Below are 24720 nucleotides of genomic sequence, written 5' to 3'. Positions count from 1 at the left end.
CTCCAGTCTGTACGCGGCGTTGGACATCGCGTCGGGAAAAGTGATCGGTTCGCTTCACTCACGGCATCGGGCAACAGAATTCATCGGGTTTCTCCGCAAGATCGACGCCGAGGTGCCCGACGAGCTCGACGTCCACCTGGTCATGGACAACGCCTCTACCCACAAGACGCCCGCGGTCAAACGATGGCTGACCTCGCACCCACGATTCGTTGTCCACTTCACCCCGACGAGCTCATCCTGGATGAACCTCGTCGAACGCTGGTTCGCCGAACTGACCACCAAGAAGCTCCAACGCTCCACCCACCGCACCGTGAGAGCGCTCAACGCCGACATCAGAGCATGGATCGAGACCTGGAACGACAACCCCCGCCCCTACGTGTGGGTCAAGACCGCTGACCAGATCCTCGACTCCATCGCCCACTACTGCACACGAATTAATGACTCAGAACACTAGCGGGAATTATGTCATAACGTAGGTTATCGGCGAATCTTGGAGAAAATCAGGTCATTTCGTCATCAATGACGAAACTGTGGAGCAATCACGAACCGTTCGGCCGTCGAGGCGTTCTCCAAGCTGATCCTGCGGAACGAGTACACCCTCTCCGACGTCGAGAAGGTCATCGCCGGGGACACCGATGCCGTCGACGTGCCACCCGACTAGACCCCGTCCAGCGGTGGGCCGCGACCTCTCACGGTCGCGGCCCAGCGCCCCGGCCCCGCTCACACCCGCCACCTCGAGGAACCATCGTGACCATCACCGCCGAACTTTTCCCCCGCTGCGCCCTGCCCGGCTGCGCGATCCCCACCGACACCCAGGGCCACCCCTGCAGACAATGCCGCCGTGACCTCGGAACCCTCGTGCGCCACAACCCCGGCGGCCGCCGACGCCCAAACCGGCCGCGACCACGACGTCGCCCTGGCCTACCGGGCTTAAGAACAGCTACGCATCGCCGACGCCGCCGAACAACGCATCGCCCTCCAGATCGGTCAGCGCGAGAAGCCCGGACAGTCCAGTTGGCTGTGCGAGAAACGCCGAAGGTGTGACATTCTGTCCGTTCCGTACCCGAGGAGTGCGAACGTTCTGTAGGTATCGCGCGACGGGCGGTGCGACCACCATGGATGCACTGCGCATCGTCGCGCGCCATGCCCGAACGCACCCCGCCCAATCGGGGGCCGACACTTCCTGGACGGACTCCATGACCGCACTCGACGCCGCGACCCCGTCGGCACCCGGACCGGGCCATTCGGGCCCGCAGGCCGAGGCCGAACTCGAACTGATCCCCGAGTCCGCGAAGACCCATGACGTGCGCGGACAGTTCTGGATCTGGGCCGGTGCGAACATCGCGCCGATCAACTGGGTGCTTGGTGCACTCGGCGTCACGATGGGCCTCGGGCTGTGGGAGACGGTGGCGGTCCTCGTCGTCGGCAATGCCATCGGCATGACCATCTTCGGCGTCTTCGTCGTCATCGGTCAGCGCACCGGGGTCACCGGAATGGTGCTGTCGCGAGCCGTCTTCGGACGCCGCGGCGCCTACGTTCCCGCCGCCGTCCAGGCCCTGGTCTGCATGGGCTGGTGCGCGGTCAACACCTGGATCGTTCTCGACTTGGTGATGGCGCTGCTCGGCGAGATGGGACTCGTCGACCCGGACCTCGACAACAACGCCGCACGGATCGTCGTGGCCGCGGTCATCATGGGGATGCAGGTGACGATCGCGTGGTTCGGGTACCGGGTGATCTCCGCGTTCGAACGATGGACGGTGCCTCCGACGGTCGCGATCCTGCTCGTCATGACCGTCGTCGCGTGGGTCGGCCTCGACGTCGACTGGGGACAGACGACCGCTCCGGAGCTCACGGGATCGGCCCACATCGGCGCGATCACGGCGGTGATGACCGCGATCGGCATCGGCTGGGGTCTGACGTGGATCGGTTACGCCGGCGACTACTCGCGCTTCGTGTCCCGGGACGTCCCGTCGCGCAGGCTGTTTCTCGCCAGTGCACTCGGGCAGTTCATCCCGGTCGTCTGGCTCGGAGTGCTGGGTGCGTCCCTGGCGACATTGAGCGACTCCGCCGACCCGGGTGAGATCATCGTCGACGCCTACGGCGTTCTCGCACTGCCGGTTCTGTTGCTGGTGATCCACGGACCGCTCGCGACCAACATCCTCAACATCTACACGTGCACGGTGTCGACGCAGGCGCTCGACATCCGCGTCGACCGGCGCGTGCTGAACCTGATCATCGGCGTCGTGGCGATGGCGGTCGTCGTCTACTTCGTGCTCAATAGCGACTTCGCGACCACCATCGACTTCTGGCTGGTGTCGATCGTCGGCTGGTTGAGCCCTTGGGGCAGCGTTGTTCTCGTGCACTGGTTCCTGATCGCGCGGCAACAGATCGACGCCGAGAGTCTGTTCGCCACACCGGCGGACAGCGTCCTGCCGATGGTCCGGCCGACCGCCCTCGTCGCACTCGCTCTCGGTGTCACCGCGACCTGGATGTTCATGTACGGGATGCTGCCGGCACTGCAGGGGCCGGTTGCGGTCGCACTGGGCGGGATCGACCTGTCGTGGCTCGCCGGGGCAGTCGTTGCCGGCACCTCCTACTGGACCATGGAGAAACTCACCGCGCCACGCGCTGCCTGAAGCCCGTCCCGCCAGAGCCGTGGCGGTCGGCGGCGACGACGGGCGAAAGCCGCCTGCCGCATCAGGTCGTCGACTAGGGTTCGGCGCAGTGGAGGCAACGCGGCCTCCTGGTGAGGAGGTTCCATGGCCACCGTCCACACCGCGACCGGCCCGATCGATTCCGCTGACCTCGGGAACGTGTTGGTGCACGAGCATGTGTTCGTCGTCGGCGAGGAGTTCCGGCAGAACTATCAGGACGATTGGGACGAGGACGAGAAGGTCGCCGAAGCTGTCCGCGACCTGACCGAACTGAAGGAACTCGGGATCGACACGATCCTCGACCCGACGGTTCTCGGTCTCGGCCGGTACATCCCACGCATCCAGCGGATTGCCGAACAGATAGACCTCAACATCGTCGTCGCGACCGGGTTGTACACCTACAACGACATCCCGTTCCAATTCCACTACGCGGGACCGGGAATGCTCTTCGACGTCCCGGAGCCGCTGGTCACCCTGTTCACGAAGGATCTCACCGAGGGCATCGCGGACACCGGTGTGCGGGCGGCTTTCCTCAAGTGCGCCATCGAATCCCAGGGACTGACACCGGGTGTCGAGCGCGTGATGCGCGCGGTGGGACAGACCAGCGCCCAGACCGGCGCGCCCATCACCGTGCACACCGATCCGCACAGTCAGTCGGGACTGGTCGCCCAGAAGATCTTCGCCGAGGAAGGGGCCGACCTGACGAAGGTGGTCATCGGCCACTCCGGTGACAGCGTCGACCTCGACTACCTGATGAAGCTCGCCGACGCCGGTTCCATCCTCGGCATGGATCGTTTTGGGCTCGACCTTCTCCTGCCGTTCGACGAGCGCGTGAACACGGTCGCCGAACTGTGCAAGCGCGGCTACGCCGACCGCATGGCACTGGCGCACGACGCCGCCTGCTTCATCGACTGGTTCGACCACGACGCCAAGAAACAGGCACTCCCGAAGTGGAACTACCGGCACATCAGCGAGGACGTGTTGCCCGCGCTGCGCGAAGCCGGGGTGAGCCAGGCCGACATCACGACCATGCTCGTCGACGTGCCGCGACGTTACTTCGAGTAGCGGCGCGGTGCGGGGACCACTTGGCTTCGCGGAACATCTGCGAGTCGGCGCGGACTCCGGCCCTGGGTACCGGGATCGCCACAGAGTTCGACCGGGCTCAGGATGGCGGATGCCAGCGCGCGGAACTCGCCTTCGATGCCCGGCCGCGAGCGGAGCTCCGGCGACGAGATGACCTGGTAGACGAATCCGGTAAGTGCCTGCGTGAGCGCGTTGGCGTCGGCGTGCGTCAGGGTCGGTGAACGGGCCAGGATGGCGGCAGTCCACTCGGCGGTGTAGTCCGACGCCGTCCGGCGAAGTGAGACCTGGTCTGCTTCCGGCAGATACACGATGTCCTGGAGGGCGATGGCCAACACTCGACCGTTCGGGCCGAGCGAGTAGTCGAGGAACACACCCACGAGGACGTCCAGCGCTTCGACCGCCGAGGACTCCGCCAGTGCGTCGACGGATATCCAGTGCAGATTCTCGAGACCTCGACGCATGATGGTCATCAAGATGTCGGTCTTTCCCGCGTACTCCTGGTAGACCGTCGCCGGCGACACATCCGCTCCGGCGGCGATCTCGTGGATTCGGACGTTGGGAAATCCGCGCGCGAAGAACATCCGGGTCGCGGCGGCGAGTATCCGATCACGCCGCGCAGCGGGCCGTCGGCTGGATCCATCGGCGAACCGCGCGCGGGACTGTGCCCCGCGGGGAAGCGGACAGCTCAGGATCGAGTCCACGACCGCCCGCTGGATCTGCGTGAGCCGTCGTGGGGTGAGCGAACCCCGCATCGCCGCGGTGCTCGAGAACACGCTGACCGCCGCGGTCGCGCGAAGTTTCGCGGTCTGGGCGTCGATGCCGGCCTCGGTGGTGTCGAACTTCGACGCCAATGCGTCGATCAGCGTGCGGTGGTGCGCGTCCATGTCGTCGAGACCGGATCGGTGCAGATGGCGTCGCTCGCGGGTCCACAGTGTCGAGACGTCGCCGTGCGCCGCCCTGGTCGCAAGCAGGTCGAAGAACACGCCGAGCTGTTCCGCCGGCGATTCGCTGCGCTCCTCGGCTTGGGTCAGGAGTGCGCGTACCCCCTCCACCTGCGTCGCCAGCGCTTTCGCGAGAATGTCCTGCTTGGACGGAAAATACCGGTACACCGCCGGCCCGGTCAGTCCGACGGCGGCGCCGATCTCCTCGACGCTCACATTCCGGTAGCCGGCGTCCTGAAAGAGCGAGGTCGCTTCCGCGATGAGCTGCTCGACCCGCGGTTCCGGGGGTCGCCCCGGCCTCTCGTCTCGAGGCGCGGGAGCCGGCGCCGACCGTGACGGGGACCGAGGTGTGGGTGAGTTCATCGCGCGCCGGCAGCCTTTCTTGCTCGAGGTCTGACGACCTCGGGGTCACTTTCCATTCGTTGGAGCCCGCCGGGTGGATCCCAACAGTGCCGCGAATCACACTCGCGATTCTGAGATCGAAACCGAACGACTCTTGACCACGCGGCGTAGGCGTGTGTTTCCGGCTCGGGGCCGCAGACCGCGGTCGTCGGACGACGCTTCGAACCCAGCTGTGAATCGCAGGTCGACGACGCAGCGCGTGTAACGGCGACTCACTGAATCCGCCGACCGCGTGTGGAGGCCGGCCGCTGTGCTGGGCTTTCAACCCGTGTTCGCGCCCGGAAGGCAGTGCGTTACCGCGTGTATCGGCCATTAACCCTGGATGCGCATTCAGGGCCGAGAGGACGGCTGACCATACCGCCCGGTACGTGGTCTGGCACGAGTTTGGTTGCGCTGCCACGCGTTCCGAGTTCGGAATCCGTTCGCCTCGCGAAGCTCAACAGGCGCGCTGTACGCCTCCCCATCTCGCCGATCCTCTGCTACTGTCCGAATCGGGTCGTCAGGGAGGACGGCCCTGTCTCTACTTCAGAACGCGCACTCGCTCGACTCGTTCAGTCGATGCTTCCGGGGGAAGTCTCGTACACACACGTGTGGTTGGACCGTGCGCGGGATTGGACACAGTGATCGAAATGACCGGCCAGAACAACGGGACCGCAACTGTTGCGGCGCAACCAGATGCCCAGCATCGACTCAGCAACACTCAATTCGTCACTCACCGAGATCGTGGCCCCACGACATCCACGGTGAGCCTCATCATTCCGGTTCGCAACGAAGCACGGAACATCGGGTGGGTGCTGGAACAGATCCCCAAGCGGATCGACGAGATCATCCTCATCGACGGAAACTCCACCGACGCAACACTCATCACCGCGCGGAGTTACCGCCCCGACATCAAGATCGTGCAACAGAGCGGACCCGGCAAGGGCAGTGCGTTGCGTACCGGTTTCGCCGCCGCGACGTCCGACATGATCGTCATGATGGACGCCGATGGCAGTATGGCTCCGCAGGAGATCACGCATTTCCTGCACTTCCTCGAGAACGGTTACGACTTCGTCAAGGGGTCGAGGTTCATGGGCGGGGGCGGGTCACTCGACATCACCCGGTTCCGGCGGTTGGGCAACTACGGGTTGCTCGCGTTCTTCAACAGCTTGTACCGAACCGAGCTGACCGATCTGTGTTACGGCTTCTGCGCTTTCCATCGGCGATACCTGGATCTTCTGGATCTGCAGGCGACCGGCTTCGAGATCGAGGCCGAGATGACTGTACGCGCGGTGCAGGCCGGCCTGCGGATCGCCGAGGTTCCGAGCCTGGAAATGCCGCGTCGCACAGGTAATTCCAATCTCAACGCGATCTCCGACGGCCGACGGGTGCTGCGCACCGTGTGGCAGGCGCGAGGTGGCAGGCGGCCGGCGACGATACGTCCTGATGACAATCATCGAGGCGCCGTCCAGGTCTCCTCGGGTCACCCGGCCGGCTGAGCCGTGACCTCCGTCAAGGTCGACGACGCCGGTGAGCGGCGTGGTCGGATCGTGGTGATGACGGATCGGATGAGTCCCGGCGGGGTGAGTCATTTCATCCTGCAGGTCGCGACCCACTTCGCGGGCGAGGGACATCAGGTCGACGTGCTGTCGCTGGCGGCCGGTGAATGGGACCATCGGCTCGCCGATGCCGGCATCCGACGGCTTCGTCTCACGGACTCCGCAGCACTCCGCGCACTGCGATCCGCCGACGTGATCCATTGTCAGCAACGATTTCTCGGACTGATCGCCGCTGCGCTCGGGCGTGGTTCCCGCACAGTCGAACACGTACACAACGTGCTCACCGACCATCGCGGCCTGTCGTATCGCACGCAGCGGATCGTCGCGGTGTCGGGCGCCGTCCGGGCGTCACTACTCGCGAACTTCCCGCACGTGACTGCTGAGCGGGTCTCGGTCGTGCACAACGGAGTACGGAAGCTGGGCGCCACCATTGCGGCCTATGAAGACAGGCCATACGACCTCGTGAACGTCGCGCGGTTCGACGAGCAGAAGGACCCGCTGCTGTTCCTCGAACTGGTGAAGGAGCTCTCGGAACGGCGGGAGAGTCTTCGTTGCCTGTGGATCTCTCCCGGTACGGGACCGCTACAGGACGACTTCCTCCGAAGACGCCAGGAACTGCTCCTCGAGGACGTGGTCCAGATCAGCGTCGGGGACACCCACGCGCACACACGCGCACAGGTTGCCCGGTCCCGGATGTTCCTGCTCACATCGCGGTGGGAGGGCCTACCGCTGTCGGCGCTGGAGGCGCTGGCCAGCGGCACGCCGGTGGCGACAACCCCGTGCGGCGAGATCGCACACATCGTGAACGAGAGGTCGTGCGGTGTCGCCATCGACCCGCAGGCAGACGACCGTGCCGACCGGATCAACGACGTGCTGACCAATCGGACGTCATGGAATCGGCTCGCGCACAGAGCTTTCGCCGTAGCGGATGACTTCAGCGAAGTCCGCATGACGGAACAGATCAGACACATCTACGCCGGGATCGCCCCGGTATTCAGCAAGGTGCCCAGTCGGCACCTCGACAGCCAACGAACAGGAGGACGGGGATGAGGGTTCTCGTCACCGGACATCTCGGATACATCGGAGCCGAGTTGGTCCCCATGCTCGTCGACGCCGGACACGACGTCGTCGGGCTCGACACCGATTACTATCGGGACCGCGACTTCCGCACGGAACCGCTGCGCGTACCCACGCTCGACATGGACATCCGTGACGTCGAGCAGCGTCATCTGGCGGGGTTCGACGCCGTCGTACACCTGGCGGCACTGTCCAATGATCCGGTCAGCGAGCTGAACCCGGAGCTCACCTACGACATCAATCTCGATGCCAGCGTGGGCATCGCCCGAGCCGCGAAGGCGGCCGGCGTTGCCCGCTTCGTCTTCTCGTCGTCGTGCAGCCTCTACGGGGCGGGCGCGGAGGGTGCGCTCACCGAGGATGCCGAGATGGAGGCCGTCACTCCGTACGGCGAATCCAAAGTCCGCGCCGAACAAGCGATCAGCGAGCTGGCCGACGACGCCTTCTGCCCCACCTTTCTCCGGAACGCCACCGCGTACGGGATCTCCCGTCGCCTCCGCACGGATGTCGTGGTGAACAACCTCGTCGGGCATGCGGTCACGTCCGGAAAGGTGCTGTTGATGAGCAATGGCGCCGCCTGGCGACCGCTCGTCCATGTCCGCGACATCTCGCACGCGATCGTCACGGTCCTGCAGGCGCCACCGGCGACCGTGCACAACGAGGTGTTCAACGTCGGTCGCAACAGCGACAACCATCAGATCCGGGATGTCGCGAAGATGGTCGCCGACATCGTGCCCGAGTGCGAGGTGGCCTTCGCCGACGACGTCGTCGTCGACATCCGGAACTACGTCGTCGACTTCACCAAGATCGAGACGTCGCTACCGGGCTATGCGCCGCAGTGGACCCTGGCCACCGGCATCGCGGAGATCCACGCCGCCTACGTCGACGCGGGCCTGAGCGCGGACCGGTTCAACGGAAACGACTTCGTCCGGCTGCGAGTCCTGCGCGAGCTCCTCGACGCCGACGTGCTCGACGCCGATCTGCGATGGACGGGTGATCGGTCATGAAAGCGGTGATCCTCGCCGGAGGCAGAGGCACCCGGATCAGTGAGGAGTCCGTCGACCGGCCGAAACCCATGGTCGAGATCGGCGGACGCCCGATCATCTGGCACATCATGCAGATCTACGCGGCCGCCGGCGTCACGGATTTCGTTGTGCTGCTGGGCTACAAGGGCTACATGATCAAAGAGTTCTTCGCCAACTACTTCCTGCACGCCAGCGATGTCACCGTGGATCTGGGCACCGGCGCGATCGAGAACCACTCGTCGAACGGTGTGCCGTGGCGCGTCACCCTCCTCGACACCGGTCTGGACACGATGACCGGCGGCCGCCTCCTGCGCGCTCGCGAACACATCGGCAACGAGACCTTCTCGTTCACTTACGGTGACGGTGTCGCCGACATCGACATCCGAAAGGTGTTGGCGCACCACGAGATGTCGGGCAGCATCGCGACGGTGACGGCCGTGCAACCACCCGGGCGGTTCGGCACGCTCGACGTCTCGTCGCCGCAGACCAGATTCGTCGAGAAGCCGGAAGGCAGCAGCGGCTGGATCAACGGCGGGTTCTTCGTCTCGTCGCCGAAGATCCTCGACTACATCGCCGGCGACGCCACCCTGCTGGAGAAGGAGCCGCTGGAGACCCTGTCCGCTGAGGGGCAGCTGTCGGCATACCAGCACGACGGATTCTGGCGCGGGATGGACACCATCTGGGACAAGGTCTTCCTCAATGATCTCTGGGATCGCGGAGAGGCGCCGTGGAGGTGCTGGTCATGACGACCTCGATGGAACGAGCCACCTCGACGGTGCCCGTCTACCGCCCCTACCTGGGCGAGGATGTCCAGCAGGCTGCAGTCGATGCCCTCGCGGCCGGATGGCTGGGCATGGGTGCACTCAGCAAGCAGTTCGAGGAGGAGGTCGGAACCTACCTCGGCGCATCCGAAAGAACTGTCGTGTCGACGAATTCGTGTACCGAAGCGCTTCATCTGGCGGCCCGGCTGATCGGACTCGGCCCGTCCGATGAAGTGATCTGCCCGTCGTTCACCTACGTCGCGGGTCATCAGGCGTTGACACGAACCGGGGCTGAGGTCGTCTTCTGTGACGTCGAACCGCGGTACCTCAACATCGACCCGCAGCGTGTGCGCGAGCTGATCACGCCTCGCACCAAGGCGATTCTGGTGGTCGACTATCTCGGCTTCCCGTGCGATCTCGACGAGCTCATGGCCATCGCGCGCGAGCACGGGTTGCGGGTGATCGAGGACGCCGCCCACGCCTTCGGCAGCGTCCGGGCTGGACGCCGCGTCGGATCACACGGTGACATCACATGTTTCAGCTTCGGACCGGTGAAAATGATCACGACGCTCGAGGGTGGGGCGATCGTCACCTCCGATCCCGCTGATCTGCAGGTGCTTCGGGAACTTCGGCATCTCGGCATCGACTCCGACACCGACGCGCGATATCGGAACCAGCGCAACTGGGACTTCGACGTCGTCCGGCAGGGTTACCGGTGCCACCTCGGCTCGGTTCCCGCTGCGATCGGTCTGTCGCAACTGGCCAGGGTCGACGAATTCATCGCTAACCGCCAACGCTACTGTCGGTTCTATGATTCGGCATTCGCCGACATCCCCGAGCTCGAGCTGTTCGACACGGACTGGGCTGACATAGCACCGTACATCTATGTGATCAGGACCGGCGGTCGCGCCGAACGCGCCCAGTTGGTCGAACACCTCAAGTCCGCAGGAGTCGCCACCGGAATTCACTTCCAGGGTGCGCATGAGTTCAGTTACTACCGGAACAGCCGACGCGGTGACCTGTCCGTGACCCAGGCCGCTGCCGACCGTGTTCTGACCCTTCCGCTGCACTCGTACATGAGCGAAGCGGATCTCGACCGGGTCGTCTCCGCGGTGACATCCTTCTACCGTCCCGCCATCGGTTCGGGGCGGGCCACGGACGGATAGACGTGGTTCACCGACTCGAGGTCGCGATCGCGAGGGCGCTACCGAGCCCGCCGACTGCGCACTCGGTGCCTGACCGTGCACCGGCCGTCGTCGCCCTCCTGTCGATGACGGTGATCGCGGTCTCGACGCTGATGTGCGTTCTGACGGCGTCCGGGGTGGCTCCGCTCCTGCCCGAGGGGCTCCGCGCCGTGGCGGTGGTGAGTGTGACCCTGGTTCTCCCCGGGCTACCGATCGCGGGGCTGTTCGGGTGGCCGCGCAACGGACTTCTGCCGAGCGTCGCCATCGCCCTGTCGTTGAGCACCACCGCCATCATCGGGCTGGCCTCCCTCCTCGCCGGCTTCTGGCATCCGCTGCTCGCGCAGGGAGTCATCCTCGTGATCGCTGCCGTCGCAACCGGGGTACTCATCAGAGCGCGATGCCCGCATCCGTCGTCCGACCTGCGCGCTGGCGCGGGAGCGGCGGCGTCGGCGGTGATCACGTCGGTCCGGACGTTCGATCGGGTCACCGCGGCACTGCTGGTGGCCGCCTTCGTCCTCTTCCTGATCGCCGTCGCCCGACTGCATCCCGAGCAGGCAGGTGTGTACGGGCTCGTACCGATTCTCGGGATCACCTACTTCATCGGATTGGCTGCGCTCTGCGTCGCCCTGTTCCGGGAGTATCGTCGACGCCGACTGCACCGGACGGGTCTCGCCGCGACCAACGTGATGCTCATCGTCTACATGAGCATGCCGGTCGCATGGTCCAGTGGCACACCGCCTTTCCCGACCGCCTACGTGCACCGGTTCCTCACCGATTGGTACTCCGAGCTCGGCGCGCTGCCGCCCGCGGTCGACGGCCGGATCAGCTGGAGTGGCTTCTTCGCGGGCGCGGCGCATGTGATGAGGACGGGTGGGCTCGACGACAGCACGGTCTTCCTCACCAGCGCGTCGCTGATCTTCGGAACTCTGCTGATGTTCCCCCTGTACGCACTCGGACACAGCGTGTCCGGAAGCGCGCGCGTCGGATGGGGGACCATCACCATCTACATTCTCTTCAACTGGTATCAGCAGGATTACTTTGCGCCCCAGGCGCTCGCGATGCAGTTGTACGTGACGATCGTGGCTGTGCTGATCTGGCAGCTGAGGGTCTCACCCCTCCCGCCCGTCGGCTTCTGGCGCGTATGGCGACGCGTGCCAGGACGACCACGTGGTCGTGGACGTGGATTCTCATACGCGGTCGAGGGAGTTGTGATCGTCCTCGTCGCCGCGATGGTGGTCAGTCACCAGTTGACCCCGATGGTGACCATTGCCGCCCTGGCGGGGCTCGCCCTCGTCGGGTCCACACGACACAAACTGCTCTGGCTGGCCGGGCTGCTCCTGTTCAGTGCGTGGTTCACCTTCGGTGCGAGCGGGTATTGGCTGGGGCACCTCGATCAGATCCTGACCGAGATCGGCGACGTCACCGCGAGTGTCAGCTCCGGGCTGTCTGACAGAATCACCGGGGATCCGGTCTACGGTCGGATGCAGTACCTCAGGATCGGTGGCACCGCCCTGCTCCTCCTGGTGGCCACAATCGGCTGGTTCCGTCTCGGCAAGAGCCGATTCCGATCACCCCTCGCCGTCCTGTCCCTGGTCCCGTTCGCACTCGTCGTGGTGCAGAGCTACGGCGGCGAGGTGCTCGTACGGTGCTTTCTGTATGCGTCACCCGCGCTGGCCGCACTGGCCGCGCTCGCCGTGGTCGGTGCGGCGCGTCGAATCCGAGGTTCCGCGCGCATGCCCGCCACCGTGTTCGCGATCAGTGCGGTCGCACTCACTCTCGTGGTCGCGGTGTTGGGGGTCTCCAATCGCGCGCTCAACACCTCGTTCGAGTATTCGCGGCCGGCCACCGTGCGGGTTTCCGACGAGCTGGTGGCCCAGGCGCCGTCTTCCGCGATCGCCTATTGGGGGCAGGGCTCGACGATCGGACTGCCGCGGGCCTACGACATCGGGGCCTCGTGCATCGCCGAACAGCGCGAGTTGGCGGAATGCACTGCGGCTGAGGACATCGACTATCTGCTGGTATCCGAGGAGGACGAGAAGCTGTTGCAGTACCGGTACGGGATCAGCCCGGACGAGGTCGCCCGACAACTCGCGCTGATGGTGCAACGGGACGGTTTCGTCTCCGCCTACGACGACGGAGAGGTCCACGTGCTGAAGCGCCTGGGGGCTCCCGACATCGATCTGGAGGCCGCGCCGTGATCGCGACCGTCCTACTGTTCGTCACGGCCGCAGCTCTTTTCGTAGCCGCCGCCGTTCGGCGCGAGCATCGGGTCCCTCCATGGGGAGCGGTGTCCACCGATCGCGTGTCACAGGTCCTCACCGTCGTGGCGATCACGACCACGGCGATCGCCTGCGCTTCCGCCCTGCTCTCCATGGTGGGCCGGATATGACGCGTGCGCGAGGTGGTTGGTTCCGTACATTCCTGCAACTGCTGACGGTGGTTCTCCTCGCCCCGATCGTCGGATGTGGGATGACACCGGCGCGGGGGTTTCCTCGCGGAGACCTCCCCGGCTGGAAGCAGGTGTTCTTCGACGATTTCGATCGTGATGCGCCGGTGGGCAGTTGGGCCAACGAGTGCTCCCCGTACGACGTCGTGTACACCGGCGCGGAAGGTCAGCAGTGGTTGACCTATCCGCGGTGTTTCCCGGACACCTTCGACCGTCGGCCGTATCGAGCGGACGAGGTACTGAGTGTGGACAACGGGTACCTCGTCTTCGATCTGCACAACGTCGACGGGGTTCCGGCGGGGGCGAGTGCATCACCGATACTCGACACCGGTAGCCAATACCAGACCTACGGGCGTTACTCGGTCCGGATGCGGGTCGACACACCAGACCTCGACGAGTACTACGTCGCATGGCTCCTGTGGCCGCAATCGGAACAGTGGCCGCGGGACGGCGAACTCGACTTTCCCGAAGGCTGGCTGTCGAGAACCGTTGGTGGATGGCAGCATTTCGCGGGCGAGGGTTCCTGCGACGGGTGCAAGATCCCGTCCCGGGACATCGGGGCGCGCTTCACCGACTGGCACACCTACACCATCGAATGGTCGCCGGGGCGTGTGCGGTACCTGCTCGACGACACCGTGGTCCTGGACAGCACGCAGTGGGTCCCGACGACACCGATGCGCTGGCAACTGCAGACCGAGACCCGAGGCGACGGGAACAACCGCGGCCGGGTTCTCGTCGACTGGGCTGCCGTGTGGTCGTACGAGGAATGACGTTGCACGAGTGTAGACTTCGACCGGAACTGAAGAGGACTGATGGGAAATAGTGACATCGGCAAGTTGTCGGTGGTGATCTGTGCCTACACCACCGACCGATGGGCTGACCTGATCCGATCGGTCGACGCCGCCGAACGCGAACTGACCGATGACGATGAACTGATCGTGGTGATCGACCACAATGATGAGCTGTTCGACCTGGCGAGGCGTGAATTCGCCTCGTCGCTCAAGCCGCTGATCTGGGTGGTGGCCAACGACGAGAAGCGCGGTCTCTCCGGTGCCCGCAACTGCGGCACCCGTCTCGCCTCCGGTCAGATCGTCGGGTTCGTCGATGACGATGCCGTCGTCGAACCCGGCTGGCGCCGGCGACTTTCCGGGCAGTTCACCGATTCGGATGTTTCGGCGGTGGGCGGATACGCGGAGCCGGTGTGGCCCGGCGACCGACCCCGTTGGTTTCCCCGGGAATGCGACTGGACAGTGGGATGCAGTTACGCGGGTTTGCCGACCGCGCCGGCGCCGGTCCGCAACCTGATGGGGTGCAACATGGCGTTCCGTCGCCGGACCTTGCTCGAGGTCGGGGGATTCGACACCGACCTCGGACGGGTGGGCACGCTTCCGGTGGGCTGCGAAGAGACCGAGTTGTGCATCCGGATCGCCCGTTCTGACCCGGCTGCGAGGATCATCTTCGACCCGGATGTCCGTGTGCGACACCATGTCAGCCGGAACAGGACACACGTCCGGTACGTCTTGCGGCGGTCGTTCGGCGAGGGCGTGTCCAAGAGACAGATCAGTGGCCTCGTCGGGGCGGCGGACGCCACGAGCTCGGAGCGTTCGTATCTCACCAGGACGGTCCCGGCGGCCATCATGCGTTACCTCCGCGACGGTGTGACGGTCGAGCAGCGCAGGACGGATCCCGGAGGTCTCGGACGCTGCACCGTTCTCGCCGGGACCGTCGTCGCAGCAGGTCTGGGCTACCTCTTCGCGATGCTGACCGAGGCGCGAAGCGCGTTGCGCGAGTTGAGTCCTCGGACATGAGCATCGTGAGCAGGCCGGTGATGCTCGGCTCGAGGGCGATGACGGTGGACTCCGTCGCCGTGGTGGCGAGCTTCTTCGTCACGGCTGGGGCGGGAATGCTCTTCTGGGTGGTCTCGGCCAGGGTCATCCCTCCACATGCGCTCGGCATCCAGACCGCGCTGTTGTCACTTGTCACGACGGTCGGCACCATCACCGCGTACGGGGTGGGAAGTGCCTACAAGGCGATGCTGTCGACGCCCGACTGCCCACGTCGCGAACGGTTGCTCGAGGGCCTGCTCATCACCATCGGCTCGGCCGCCGTCTTCGGCGTGATGGGCGGGATGATCGCGGGCGACATGCTCGAGAACCGGGTGGCGACCGTCGTGCTGGTGGCCTGCGGGTCCGTCGTCATGGCGCTGTTCGTACTCAAGGACGCCGCTCTGATCGGACTGCACGCCTCGCGCTGGCTTCCGATCGTCAATGTGGCCGCCGTGGTTTTGAAAGTGGCCCTCGTCTGCGTGTTGGCGAGTGTCGTGGCGCTCGCTGCGGTGTGGGCCACGATCGTGCCCGCCCTGCTCGGGGCGTGCGTGGTGTTCGTCGTCCTCGTGCCGCGGATTTTGCGGCGCCCCGAGAACCGCACGAGCCCGCACCGTGTCGTGGTGGTGGATCGCGGCCAGATGCCCATGTTCGCTCTTCGCGATGGCATCGGAAGCGCGACCTCGTTCGGACTCATCCTCGTGCTGCCGTTCCTCACCACGCTCGTCGCCGGACCGGTCGCGGGTGCGACTCTGGCGTTGGCGCTCGCGGTGGCACAGGTGCTCGACTTCGTGCCGGATGGCATCGGAGCAGCCCTCACCGCGCATCTCGCGCGCGATCCGGCAGCACTGGCCGGGCAGATCCGTCGAATCTGGGCCATCTCGCAATGTCTGGTCGTCGTCGGAGCAGGGGTTCTGATCGCAGCCTCGCCGCTCGTCGGGAAGATCTTCGGCCCGGCCTACTCGGGCTCGGAGTTCACGACGTCGTTGTGCCTGCTCGCGGCCGCCTCGGTCCTGCGCGTCCCGTATTCGATCTGGATGTCAGTACTCCGGGCGGAGTTGGACACCAAGACGATTCTGCGATGCAACACGGTGGTGTTCGTCATCACCTTTCCGGTCACCCTCGTGCTGGCGGGCACCTGGGGCAGCATCGGTGCGGGCTCGGGTCTGCTCGTCAGCTCGCTCCTGCTGGGCGCTGTCGGCACCTGGGACCTGATACGACGATGGTTGTCGAACGCAGAGGGTCATCGCAAGCTCGTCTGGTAGCGGCGCATCCCGCGCAGCCACCGGTCGTAGTCGGCGCCCTTCTGGCGGTACATGTCGAGGACCTCCGGGTGCGGGAGGATGAGGAAGCGCTCGTCGGCGACGGCCTCCAGCACGATCGCGGCCACCGTCCCGGGGGTGAGCACCGCGCCGGCGCTCTCCACCGCCCGCTGCATCAACCGCTGCTCGGCGGTGGCGGAATCACCCTCGGGCCGTAGCAGTTTGGTGTCGACACCCATCGGGCAGAGGCAACTGACGCGGACCCCGTCGTCGCCGTGGGTGATGTTGAGCCATTCCGCGAAGCCGACCGCGGCATGTTTGGTGACCGAGTACGGCGCGTTGCCGATCTGGGTGAGCAGACCCGCGGCCGACGCCGTGCTGACGAAGTAACCGCTGCCTCGTTCCACCCAGCCCGGGATCAGGCGTCGAGCCGCCCGGATGTGGGCGCGGAGGTTGACGTCGAAGGCGAGATCCCACACGTCCTCCTCGGTGTCGACACCGCGGCCCAGTCCGACCCCGGCGTTGGCGAAGTAGAGGTCGACCGGACCGAAGGTGTTCTCCGCCAAGCGGACCGCGGCATCAATGTGGCCGTCGGACGAGGCATCGCCGGCGAGCGCGGCCGCCGAATCGCCCAGCTCCTCGGCGACGGCCCGGGCACCGGACTCGTCAAGATCCGTGACGACGACCCGCGCGCCCGCATCGACCAGGGCATGCGCGATGGCCGCGCCGATACCTCCACCGCCACCCGTGACGATGGCAACCTTGCCTGCGACGTCCATGGATCTCCTTCGATCGCCGATGTGTGGGTCCAGAGTTACCAGACGGAGGGCGAAATCCCGCTCCCTGAGGTGCGAGGAGCGTAAGCGACGAGCCTCGAAGGGTCCCGACAGAAGTCACGAGACTCTCGACGCCGATGACTTTCCCGCCGCCCCACGGTCTGACATCGTGACGTTCACCGAAGTGACGAGAGGCAGCGCAATGGGAAAGATCCACGTCCACGAGTTCATCACCCTCGACGGCAGCTACGAGGATCCGAGTTTCACGATGCCGTACGGTTTCCCCGACGCGCTCGGCGAGACGCTCAGTTCGTTCATGAACGACTGCACCGGAATCCTGCTCGGACGCAACACCTTCGAGATGTTCGGCCCGGCATGGTCGGACCGGTCCGTCGACGACGATCCCGGCGCCCCGTTCTTCAACGACACCACCAAGTACGTGGTGTCCTCGACCCTCGACGAAGCGACCGGGTGGCAGAACTCCCAGGTCATCGGGGCCTACGACGCCGACCGGATCCGCGACCTCAAGAAGGACCGTGACCTCTACATCAGCGGCAGCGGCACCCTCGTGCGAGCGCTGCTGCGCGACAAGCTGATCGACGAGTTGCACCTGCTGGTCTATCCGGTGGTCCTCGGCAACGGTGCCCGGCTGTTCGACGGTCTGGCCGACCTGCCGCTCACGCTCGTCGGCACCGACGTGTTCGACAACGGCGTCGTGCACCTGTCGTACGGTCCCACTGATTGAGAACCCCGCCTGGGCCGAGACCAGTTACTCCGCTGCCGAGTGACGTCGCATGCGATATCGATCCGTCGGCGCGACTTCGATCGAAGTCGCGCGGCCTGATTGACGTCGCATGCGACTTCAGTTGGGGGGTGGCGCGGCAGTCGGAAATCCTCCGCCCGCCCCGGGATCACGCCCCCGGCGAGGGACCGGGTGACGACCCGCCGGCGAGGTCCATCGCGGTGAGGAGCAACCGGGCGACGCGGGCGTAGGCCTGGTGTTCGGCCTCGCACAGGGCGATCTCCTCGTCGCCGAGTTCAGCCTTTCGGGCAGTCGTGAGGTTGTCCATCCACTCACGCATCTCGGCGGCGCAGATGTCGAAGAACTCGTGGACCCGCTCACGGTCCTGACGGCACATCGCCAGCACGGTCGTCGGGGAGAGCTTGTTGTCGAGCTTCTGGTTGACCCGGAGGAGCCCCTGCAGCGCCACGGGAAGGCGGTCGCCGCGACGGCGGTGCTCCAGTTTGGGGCCGCTCTCGAGGCGTCGGATCATCTCCCCACGTGCCGACCGGGCGAAGTCGTCCCAGCGTCGAAGTGCGGCATCGAGATTGGCGGGACTGAAGACCGCGACGTCGATGCTGCGCTGGGCGAAGACGAGCCCGTTGCGTACGACCAGCGCGACTTCGGGCCACCGCGGCGAGAACTCGGCGACGACCATCCCGAGCAGTGAGGGTGCGGGCACCGACGAGCTGAGGATGGTCACGATCTCGAGGGAGCGGGCGTCTCGGGTCGGCCGTAGCAGTGAGGTACCCGTCGACCGCAGGAAGATGGCCTTGCGTGGGCTCACCACGGCGGGACGTCCGGCCGCGCTCATCGCGGCGCGGGCCAGTTCCACGAGATGGTCTTTCGACTGCGGCACCACCCCGCCCTCGACGGGGGCGTCGAGGAAACGGGCCGGGGCGGTGAAGCGCAGGGTGTCGGCGTCCGTGCTGCCGGCTCGATCCGAGTCGGTCGGCCGGCCGGCGTCGGTCTCGTCGGCGTCGTCGGTGTCGAGACCGTCAGCCGGGGAGTGGTGTCGGGCGAAGGACGGGTCGCCGATGCTCACGAACGACGGGTGGATGACACCCCACACCTCGCGCAACGCCCGCACGGCGGCGCCGGCGAGGTCGCCGGACCGACCGGCATCGGCTTCGAAGCAGAAGGCGCTGCGACCCTCGAGCCGGCACCAGCCACGATCGACGATGTAGGTGGCCTGGCGCATCCACCGGTCCTTGTCGGTCCAGGTGAGGTCCCCCGCCGAGATGGTGCAGCGCAGGCGGTCCGCCGACTCGGGACTCCCGGCCACCGCGAAGGTCATCCGTCGTCGCCATCCTCCGGCGGCCGCCTCGACGATCGACAGCGTCTGACCCGGCAGGAGACGTGGCACCCGAACCGCGAGAGTGTCGGCGAAGTCCCGCCAGGCCGCCTCGAGGTCGGCGTCGAAATCGGGGGACATGCAGGCTCCTCGTGGGCGGGACGTACGCGGACCGGATCCGAATAGTACGACGCCGCGCAGACACCCGTGGCGACACCCGCAACAGAACTACAGGGGGGCGGAGTGCTCGACCGTCTCGTCGTAGACCGGGTCCCACGGGAGATCGTGGTCGGCGTAGTCGGTGCTCGTCAGCGCCACGTGGGGTACCGGTTCCCCGGTGAGCGATTTCCACGTGATCGAGTTGACGATGCGGACCGCGGCGGCGTCGAACATCGTCGGATGCCAGGTGTCCGCGGACTCCAGCGGACCCATCACGCGCGGCGCGGGGAGCCGGGGATGCGCACCGGACTGCCCGGCTCGCGACATGTCGCAGAGCACACAGGTCCCCGACGCCGACGGCAGATGACGGCGGCGTCTGGCCCACGCTTCGGCGCGCATCGGGATGACCGTCAATTGCACGAGCGTCCCGGCGGCGCTTCCGACGGCGTGCGTCGACGGTGCGACGAACTGACGGTTGTCGCCGGCAAGGCTCCGATACGAGGCGAGGGACGGTTGCGTGGGCACCTCGAGGTAGTCGCCGGCGTCGAAGTCCGGCACGCCCGTGAACGCACTACCGCTGACGACGTTGACACCGTCGACGCCGATCATCACCAGGAACGGGTGCAGGTGCGGCGAGGAGAAGTCGAGCCAGGTGGCCTCCGACTGCCACATCGGGATGGTCGCGTGCGCGTCGCCGTCGGGTGAACCCTGAGCGAGGCGGAGGGCGCCATGGCCGCCGACCGCGCCGGGCCGTCCGACCGGGTCCGGGGTGCGCAGAGCCCGCTGAAACGTGACGTGCAACCGCGCGTCGCGACCCAGTTCGGGAAAGGTGATCGTGAGTGCGCCGCGATCCGTGGTGATGGCCATGTGAGGGCTCCGATCGATGACTGGAACCGCTGAGGGTTGCCTAACCGATTGAACGCCTCATCTGGCCGCGGTGCGATGCTCCGCGTCGAAAATCGTCCGCGCAGACTACGTGCAGAGGTGTTGCCGGTACCGATTTGCCTGAGTCACTTGGCCGGTGAGCTGCGATCCGCGGCGTCGTCGTCGGACAGCACGACGACGCGCAGCGCCGCCCGCAGGTTGTGCGTGGTCGCCTTCCAGGCTTCGGCTTCATGGCGGCACGCGTCGGCCTCGGCCGGGTCCGACGCGGCGGCCGCGTCGACCGCCGACCGCCGCCAGGTGAGGTGCTGCTCCTCGCTGGTGTTGATGTACGAGAGGATGTCGGCCTGGCTGTACCGGCAGATCTTGGCGACCTCGCGGGCGGACAGCGAGCGGCCGTCGGGGTCGAGTTCGAGCAGTGTCTGCAGAGCGTCGGGGAAACGGCCGTCGTTCCTCGCGGTCAGTGGTGCGTCCTCACCGACCTTGGCGATGACCGACGGGGCGCAGTCGGCCAGGAACGTGAACCACTCGGCCAGCGCCGAGCTCAGGTTGTGCGGATGGAATACGGCGCACTCGACGGTCAGCGTCGCGAAGACCTCGTCCTCGAGGAGATGCACACGTACCGCCGACCCCATGGTCGGCTGGGCGGCGACGATGTCGGCGGCGCGCCGGCGGTCGGTGATGTCACCGGCGAGGCGCGCGAAGAACTCGAAGCGGGGTGCGTCGCTGCGCGGACTCAGCCACGACGAGACGGGCTTGGTGGGCAGGGCGATGTCGCCGTCGGCGTCGGTCTGGATACGGCAGCCGGTGAGGTCCTCGAGCGAGCCGACGAGCAAGGCCCGCAGATGGTCGGCGTCGAACGGCTGGACCGCGACCTCGATCTGGGGTTCGGGGCGCGCGGCAGGCGAATGGTCCAGGAACGCGGGGTGCACGACCTCCCAGACCTGCCGGAGCGTCAGCACCGTCGTGTGCGCGAGCTGATCGACGCGGCGCCGCCCGACTTCGAAGATGTGGGTTCCGTTGCGCAGACGTCGCCACCCGAGGGCGGCGAGGAGGTCGAGATGCTCGGCGAAGTACTCCGGCGTGGGATGCAGGTCGGTGTCCTCGATGGTGCAGCGCAGCCGGCGCGAACCGGTGACCGAGAATCGCATCGCCCCGTGCGGACCCTCCGGGATGGCGGGGTCCTGCTGGATCGTGAGGGTCTCGCCCGGCTCGAGATGCGACAGACGATCTCCGACGTGCAACGCGAACGTGCGCCACGCGTCGTCGATGTTCGAGTCCACGGTGAAGTCGGTCATCTCGACTCCCTTCCTCGTGCGCTGACGTGCATGCGCATTGTGCAGCGATGCCAGGATCGGGAGCACGCTCCACCGAGCTGTTCGACGGCCGGCCCCGAACCCGCCTTCGGACTTCAGGTTATGTGACTCGGCCGACAGACTTGGTCACTTGAACAGACCCGTCGACGAAGCCTTGCCCGAACCGTACCCCTAGGTCGGCGGCCCGGCTGACTCAGGCATCGGTTGTTAACCGACAAGAAGTACTTGTGTCCCCAGCCCGGGGGACACCCGTCTCACGGGCGGTTCTCAGACGCTCTGTCGTTGACGCCAGCTCAGGGTCACCGAGGTCCCGTGCGGTCCGCTGGTGACGTCGGATGCGTCGCAGAGTGCCGAGATCAGGGCGAGTCCGCGACCGCGGTACGGCGACGACGACGCATCTGTCTTCCACTGCCCCGTGTCGGTGACGATGACCTCCAGGGAATCGTCGCGCGTCTTCCGCGCCCGGACATCGATGGCACCGGGCCGGGTGCCGGGCGATGGGGTGGCGTAGGCGTGCTCGGCCGCGTTGGCGACCGCCTCGTAGACCGCGAGGACGATGTCGCTGCGTCGCTCGGCGTCCACGCTGATCGTCGCGTCCAGCCACTGCGCGAACTGTTGCCGGAAGCGGTAGGCGGACTCGGGAGAGGCCGTGACCGAAAATGCGAGACCGGTCGCGTCCGTCCCGTCCGAGTCGCCGGGGTCTCGGTGAGCCGATGAGATCCGAACCATCTGTGACTAACCAGCCGGACGGTCGGCCAGCCCCTCTGTGGTGGTCATGGCCGTGATCGCATGGTTCAGCGTCGGGTAGAGCACCATCGTCTGGTCGAGGCCCATGATGGTGAGGGGGCGGGCGGTCGCCGGTCCGGCGGCCACGACTCCGAACATGCCGGTGGGTGCGATGGCCTCGTGTGCCGCGACGAGCGCCGCCATCCCGGCGGAGGCCAGGAACTCGGTGGTTGTCAGGTCGATGATCAGACCGTCGGGTTGTCCGCTCAGCGCCTGCGACACGGCGTCGGACAATTGCGGGGCGGTGAGCACGTCGATGCTGCCCTCCACGGTCAGGATCACCAGTTGCTCATGTGCTGCGGACACCACCGACATCAGCGCGCGTCCGGCACTCAGGCCACTGTCGTCGACGATCACAGCATCAGGATTCTCTGCCTGCATCGGGTGGCCCTCTCTACGGGGGACGGCGGCAGCCCGACTTGCGGCCCCGTCCCGGGAGATGTACGACGGCAGCTGCTCAACCGGTGATCCCATCGTGCCACGGCATGACGCCACGCCGGTACCGGGGTGCGCGAACGCCCTCGGCGGTTACTTTCCGAAGAGCCGGCCGAGGAAGGGGATGGTGTCGGCTTGCGACCGGACCAGCGTGCCGCTGTGGTCGCTCGGATAGGTCCGGAAGGTCACCGGCTGGCGGTTGGCGGTCAGCGTCGCCGCATAGGCCGCGGTGGTGGGATACGGCACGTCGGTGTCGAACAGGCCGTGGCCCATGAAAAATGGCTTGTCGAAACCCTTTTCGGGCATGCCCAGGTAATTCGCCAGGGTCGCGGAGAATCTCGGCAGACTGGTCAGCGGGGCGGTGAAGTAGTCGCCGAGCGAGACGCCCCGGAGCTGCTCCTCGAACTCGCCGACGCAGCGGGTCTCGGCGAGGGCCACATACTTCCGGCCGGTCGGCGTGGGGATGCGATCGATGCCGAGCTCGGGGTGTGCGTATCGGAGTCCGGCGAGGATGTAGCTGAGGTAAGCGGTCAGCGCCGGGGTGATCGCCACCGGCGGGACACCCGGACCCGCGATCTGGACCAGTCGTTCGATGTAGGCCGGCGTGCCGGTGCCGACGGCACCCCGGTAGTCGAGCTCTTCACCGCCGAACTCGGTCGCGTAGCGCGCGGTGTAGATGGCCGCGCCGCCGCCCTGTGACTGCCCGACCGCCGCCCAGGAGCGCGACAACCGTTGTGCGACAGGTCGAGTCGAAGAGAACTCCCGGCCCGCTCGCACCATGTCGACGACGTTGTGAGCCGTCGTGCGGCCGTCGAGGTAGGCGTGCAGACCCGGGGTGCCCAGGCCGGCGTAGTCGCTGGCCACGATGGCGTAGCCCTGCTGCATCCACTTGGCGAGGTACGGCAGGTCGCGCTCGGGCAGGCCCGGACCCCGGACCGAGGGGGCGCAGTCGTCGCCGATCCCCGACGTCCCGTGGGCCCACGAGATCACCGGCCAACCGCCCGGCGGTGCCGTCCCCCGTGGGGTGAACACGGTCCCGGTGCTGAGCGCCTTCTTGCCGAAAGCGTCGGTCGTGACATAGGTCAGGACGGTGGCGTCGGCGGAGCCGGGCACCCAGAACTGCGGGGCGAGCGGCCTGGCGGAGACGACCGTGCCGACGTCGCCGAGGTTCGACGGCGAGGAGATCGCCGGGCCGGCGGCGAGGGTCCCGGCCGCTCCGGAACCGCCGATCGCGACCGCCGCACACACGGCCAGTGTCAGAACCTTGCGGTGCCATCGCGTCACGATCCACACCGTACTGCGAACGGGTGCCGGTCGTCGATTCCTCGCCTGTTCCGTTATCGCTCAGTTCCTTTCGGTGCGCCGGGAGCGGGACCGTCGGCCACGGCCATACCCTGGTTCGGACAAACCCGGCAGAGAGGTGTCACGGCATGGCGTTGCGAACGGTCGGGTTGCCGACCCCGGCGGAGATGAAACCGAGGTGGGCTGCGTATGCGGCACTGCTGGCCGTGCGGGGTGAGCGCTGGGCGCAGGAGGCGCATGCGACCGCTCACGGGTGGCACTACGACGACGGCGGAGGCAACTGGGCCGACGTCGTGTCGGCCGGATCCGGCCGCGCGGTGCTCGTCGGGCACGACCATGAGTACTCCGAGACGTATTTCCGCGAGGGGGCGACGTACTTCGGCGAGGAGGAGACCGACCTGCTCGCCGATGCGCCCGGCTGGTGGGAAGCGGCGATCGTGCCGTACCTCGACCGGCAGCGCACCGAGGGGATGTGGATCGGGTTCATCTACGGCTTCGACGGCCGGTGGATGCGGTCCGACTACGACGCCGATGACGGCTTCACCAGCGTCGGTCTGCCGTTCACCGACGACGAGACAACCGGCGACGCACTCGTCGATCTACTCGGCAACTGGTTCGGCGAGCTGGGACTCACGTCGCAGGCCGACCTCGGCACCCGGCTCCGGGCGATGGTCGCCGCCGGTGATGCGCCGACGGCGGCAGACCTGCGGCGGATACTCGGACCGGCGGCCGCGCACGCCGACATCGACGCGGCAGTGGCTGCGGCGCAACGGTTCTGACGATGTCAGGTCCGTCG

22 protein-coding genes are annotated in these 24720 nt (G+C 66.6%); 14 read left to right on the top strand and 8 right to left on the bottom strand.

The genetic code is table 11. The features are described from left to right. The 3 genes from A9310_RS15430 to A9310_RS15420 all read left to right on the top strand — a co-directional run. The coding region (locus A9310_RS15430; protein ID WP_139104634.1) for an IS630 family transposase at nt 1-454 on the top strand (454 nt) is incomplete at its 5' end. Between the two features lie 742 nt (nt 455-1196). Further along, nucleotides 1197-2636 carry a cytosine permease gene (locus tag A9310_RS15425; protein ID WP_058253433.1) on the top strand — a complete coding sequence of 480 codons (1440 nt, stop codon included), beginning with the start codon at nt 1197-1199 and terminating at the stop codon, nt 2634-2636. A gap of 123 nt (nt 2637-2759) precedes the next feature. Further along, complete coding sequence (locus A9310_RS15420; RefSeq protein WP_065631354.1) at nt 2760-3719, top strand: phosphotriesterase; 960 nt, start codon at nt 2760-2762, stop codon at nt 3717-3719. On the opposite strand, the gene A9310_RS15415 is transcribed toward A9310_RS15420, so the two are convergent. Beyond that, complete coding sequence (locus tag A9310_RS15415) at nt 3707-4939, bottom strand: TetR/AcrR family transcriptional regulator (RefSeq protein WP_302621823.1); 1233 nt, start codon at nt 4937-4939, stop codon at nt 3707-3709. The two genes, A9310_RS15420 and A9310_RS15415, sit on opposite strands and share 13 nt — an antisense overlap. A gap of 770 nt (nt 4940-5709) precedes the next feature. On the opposite strand from A9310_RS15415, the gene A9310_RS15410 reads away from it, so the two are divergent. The 9 genes from A9310_RS15410 to A9310_RS15365 all read left to right on the top strand — a co-directional run bounded on the left by A9310_RS15410 (nt 5710) and on the right by A9310_RS15365 (nt 16196). Then, on the top strand, nt 5710-6558 hold the full coding sequence (locus A9310_RS15410; RefSeq protein WP_083207394.1) for a glycosyltransferase family 2 protein: 849 nt from the start codon (nt 5710-5712) through the stop codon (nt 6556-6558). 3 nt (nt 6559-6561) lie between these two features. Then, nucleotides 6562-7668 carry a glycosyltransferase family 4 protein gene (locus A9310_RS15405; RefSeq protein ID WP_065631352.1) on the top strand — a complete coding sequence of 369 codons (1107 nt, stop codon included), beginning with the start codon at nt 6562-6564 and terminating at the stop codon, nt 7666-7668. Further along, complete coding sequence (locus A9310_RS15400; RefSeq protein WP_065631351.1) at nt 7665-8699, top strand: NAD(P)-dependent oxidoreductase; 1035 nt, start codon at nt 7665-7667, stop codon at nt 8697-8699. The genes A9310_RS15405 and A9310_RS15400 overlap by 4 nt, the downstream gene beginning before the upstream one ends. Continuing rightward, nucleotides 8696-9463, top strand: a complete 768-nt coding sequence (gene rfbF, locus A9310_RS15395) for a glucose-1-phosphate cytidylyltransferase (RefSeq protein WP_065631350.1) — start codon at nt 8696-8698, stop codon at nt 9461-9463. The genes A9310_RS15400 and rfbF overlap by 4 nt, the downstream gene beginning before the upstream one ends. After that, complete coding sequence (locus A9310_RS15390; protein ID WP_065631397.1) at nt 9460-10644, top strand: DegT/DnrJ/EryC1/StrS aminotransferase family protein; 1185 nt, start codon at nt 9460-9462, stop codon at nt 10642-10644. The genes rfbF and A9310_RS15390 overlap by 4 nt, the downstream gene beginning before the upstream one ends. Before the next feature lie 65 nt (nt 10645-10709). Then, nucleotides 10710-12860, top strand: coding sequence for a hypothetical protein (locus A9310_RS15385; protein WP_139104633.1), 2151 nt, complete (start codon nt 10710-10712; stop codon nt 12858-12860). 187 nt (nt 12861-13047) lie between these two features. Further along, nucleotides 13048-13878, top strand: coding sequence for a family 16 glycosylhydrolase (locus A9310_RS15375; protein ID WP_240199041.1), 831 nt, complete (start codon nt 13048-13050; stop codon nt 13876-13878). 42 nt (nt 13879-13920) lie between these two features. Then, nucleotides 13921-14916: a glycosyltransferase family 2 protein gene (locus A9310_RS15370; protein WP_065631347.1), complete on the top strand. Its 996-nt coding sequence runs from the start codon at nt 13921-13923 to the stop codon at nt 14914-14916. Then, a complete protein-coding gene (locus A9310_RS15365; protein WP_065631346.1) occupies nt 14913-16196 on the top strand; it encodes a lipopolysaccharide biosynthesis protein in 1284 nt (427 codons plus the stop codon). The genes A9310_RS15370 and A9310_RS15365 overlap by 4 nt, the downstream gene beginning before the upstream one ends. Here A9310_RS15365 and A9310_RS15360 read toward each other — a convergent pair. Further along, a complete protein-coding gene (locus tag A9310_RS15360; RefSeq protein WP_065631345.1) occupies nt 16175-16972 on the bottom strand; it encodes an SDR family oxidoreductase in 798 nt (265 codons plus the stop codon). The genes A9310_RS15365 and A9310_RS15360 overlap by 22 nt on opposite strands. A 199-nt stretch (nt 16973-17171) precedes the next feature. On the opposite strand from A9310_RS15360, the gene A9310_RS15355 reads away from it, so the two are divergent. Further along, complete coding sequence (locus A9310_RS15355) at nt 17172-17714, top strand: dihydrofolate reductase family protein (protein WP_065631344.1); 543 nt, start codon at nt 17172-17174, stop codon at nt 17712-17714. 166 nt (nt 17715-17880) lie between these two features. On the opposite strand, the gene A9310_RS15350 is transcribed toward A9310_RS15355, so the two are convergent. From A9310_RS15350 to A9310_RS15325, 6 genes are all read right to left on the bottom strand, one after another. After that, entirely contained in the window at nt 17881-19185 is a 1305-nt protein-coding gene (locus tag A9310_RS15350) for a hypothetical protein (protein ID WP_065631343.1), read from the bottom strand. A gap of 87 nt (nt 19186-19272) precedes the next feature. Then, the gene (locus tag A9310_RS15345) at nt 19273-20070 is read right to left on the bottom strand and encodes a hypothetical protein (RefSeq protein ID WP_065631342.1); all 798 of its coding nucleotides are present in this window, start codon (nt 20068-20070) and stop codon (nt 19273-19275) included. A gap of 143 nt (nt 20071-20213) precedes the next feature. After that, entirely contained in the window at nt 20214-21383 is a 1170-nt protein-coding gene (locus A9310_RS15340) for a hypothetical protein (RefSeq protein ID WP_065631395.1), read from the bottom strand. A gap of 285 nt (nt 21384-21668) precedes the next feature. Beyond that, complete coding sequence (locus A9310_RS15335; protein ID WP_065631341.1) at nt 21669-22130, bottom strand: ATP-binding protein; 462 nt, start codon at nt 22128-22130, stop codon at nt 21669-21671. A 6-nt stretch (nt 22131-22136) separates the two neighbouring features. Next, nucleotides 22137-22568: an STAS domain-containing protein gene (locus A9310_RS15330; RefSeq protein WP_065631340.1), complete on the bottom strand. Its 432-nt coding sequence runs from the start codon at nt 22566-22568 to the stop codon at nt 22137-22139. 147 nt (nt 22569-22715) lie between these two features. After that, nucleotides 22716-23915: a lipase family protein gene (locus A9310_RS15325; protein ID WP_065631339.1), complete on the bottom strand. Its 1200-nt coding sequence runs from the start codon at nt 23913-23915 to the stop codon at nt 22716-22718. Between the two features lie 137 nt (nt 23916-24052). Between A9310_RS15325 and A9310_RS15320 the strand changes: the two genes are divergently transcribed. Then, the gene (locus A9310_RS15320; RefSeq protein ID WP_065631338.1) at nt 24053-24703 is read left to right on the top strand and encodes a hypothetical protein; all 651 of its coding nucleotides are present in this window, start codon (nt 24053-24055) and stop codon (nt 24701-24703) included. The last annotated feature ends 17 nt before the right edge of the window (nt 24704-24720 follow it).

The organism is Gordonia sp. UCD-TK1, from assembly GCF_001691435.1.
GTDB lineage: Bacteria > Actinomycetota > Actinomycetes > Mycobacteriales > Mycobacteriaceae > Gordonia > Gordonia hongkongensis.
Note: the sequence above shows the minus strand (reverse complement) of the source record. Positions and strands in the feature narration are given on the sequence as shown.

Excerpts from the sequence above, each read along its gene's own strand:
- A9310_RS15410 (WP_083207394.1), top strand. The coding sequence starts at position 5,710 with ATGACCGGCCAGAACAACGGGACCGCAACTGTTGCGGCGCAACCAGAT.
- A9310_RS15350 (WP_065631343.1), bottom strand. The coding sequence starts at position 19,185 with ATGTCCCCCGATTTCGACGCCGACCTCGAGGCGGCCTGGCGGGACTTC.
- A9310_RS15330 (WP_065631340.1), bottom strand. The coding sequence starts at position 22,568 with ATGCAGGCAGAGAATCCTGATGCTGTGATCGTCGACGACAGTGGCCTG.
- A9310_RS15390 (WP_065631397.1), top strand. The coding sequence starts at position 9,460 with ATGACGACCTCGATGGAACGAGCCACCTCGACGGTGCCCGTCTACCGC.
- A9310_RS15360 (WP_065631345.1), bottom strand. The coding sequence starts at position 16,972 with ATGGACGTCGCAGGCAAGGTTGCCATCGTCACGGGTGGCGGTGGAGGT.
- A9310_RS15335 (WP_065631341.1), bottom strand. The coding sequence starts at position 22,130 with ATGGTTCGGATCTCATCGGCTCACCGAGACCCCGGCGACTCGGACGGG.
- A9310_RS15320 (WP_065631338.1), top strand. The coding sequence starts at position 24,053 with ATGGCGTTGCGAACGGTCGGGTTGCCGACCCCGGCGGAGATGAAACCG.
- rfbF (WP_065631350.1), top strand. The coding sequence starts at position 8,696 with ATGAAAGCGGTGATCCTCGCCGGAGGCAGAGGCACCCGGATCAGTGAG.
- A9310_RS15425 (WP_058253433.1), top strand. The coding sequence starts at position 1,197 with ATGACCGCACTCGACGCCGCGACCCCGTCGGCACCCGGACCGGGCCAT.
- A9310_RS15375 (WP_240199041.1), top strand. The coding sequence starts at position 13,048 with ATGACGCGTGCGCGAGGTGGTTGGTTCCGTACATTCCTGCAACTGCTG.
- A9310_RS15400 (WP_065631351.1), top strand. The coding sequence starts at position 7,665 with ATGAGGGTTCTCGTCACCGGACATCTCGGATACATCGGAGCCGAGTTG.
- A9310_RS15355 (WP_065631344.1), top strand. The coding sequence starts at position 17,172 with ATGGGAAAGATCCACGTCCACGAGTTCATCACCCTCGACGGCAGCTAC.
- A9310_RS15345 (WP_065631342.1), bottom strand. The coding sequence starts at position 20,070 with ATGGCCATCACCACGGATCGCGGCGCACTCACGATCACCTTTCCCGAA.
- A9310_RS15420 (WP_065631354.1), top strand. The coding sequence starts at position 2,760 with ATGGCCACCGTCCACACCGCGACCGGCCCGATCGATTCCGCTGACCTC.
- A9310_RS15365 (WP_065631346.1), top strand. The coding sequence starts at position 14,913 with ATGAGCATCGTGAGCAGGCCGGTGATGCTCGGCTCGAGGGCGATGACG.
- A9310_RS15370 (WP_065631347.1), top strand. The coding sequence starts at position 13,921 with ATGGGAAATAGTGACATCGGCAAGTTGTCGGTGGTGATCTGTGCCTAC.
- A9310_RS15340 (WP_065631395.1), bottom strand. The coding sequence starts at position 21,383 with ATGACCGACTTCACCGTGGACTCGAACATCGACGACGCGTGGCGCACG.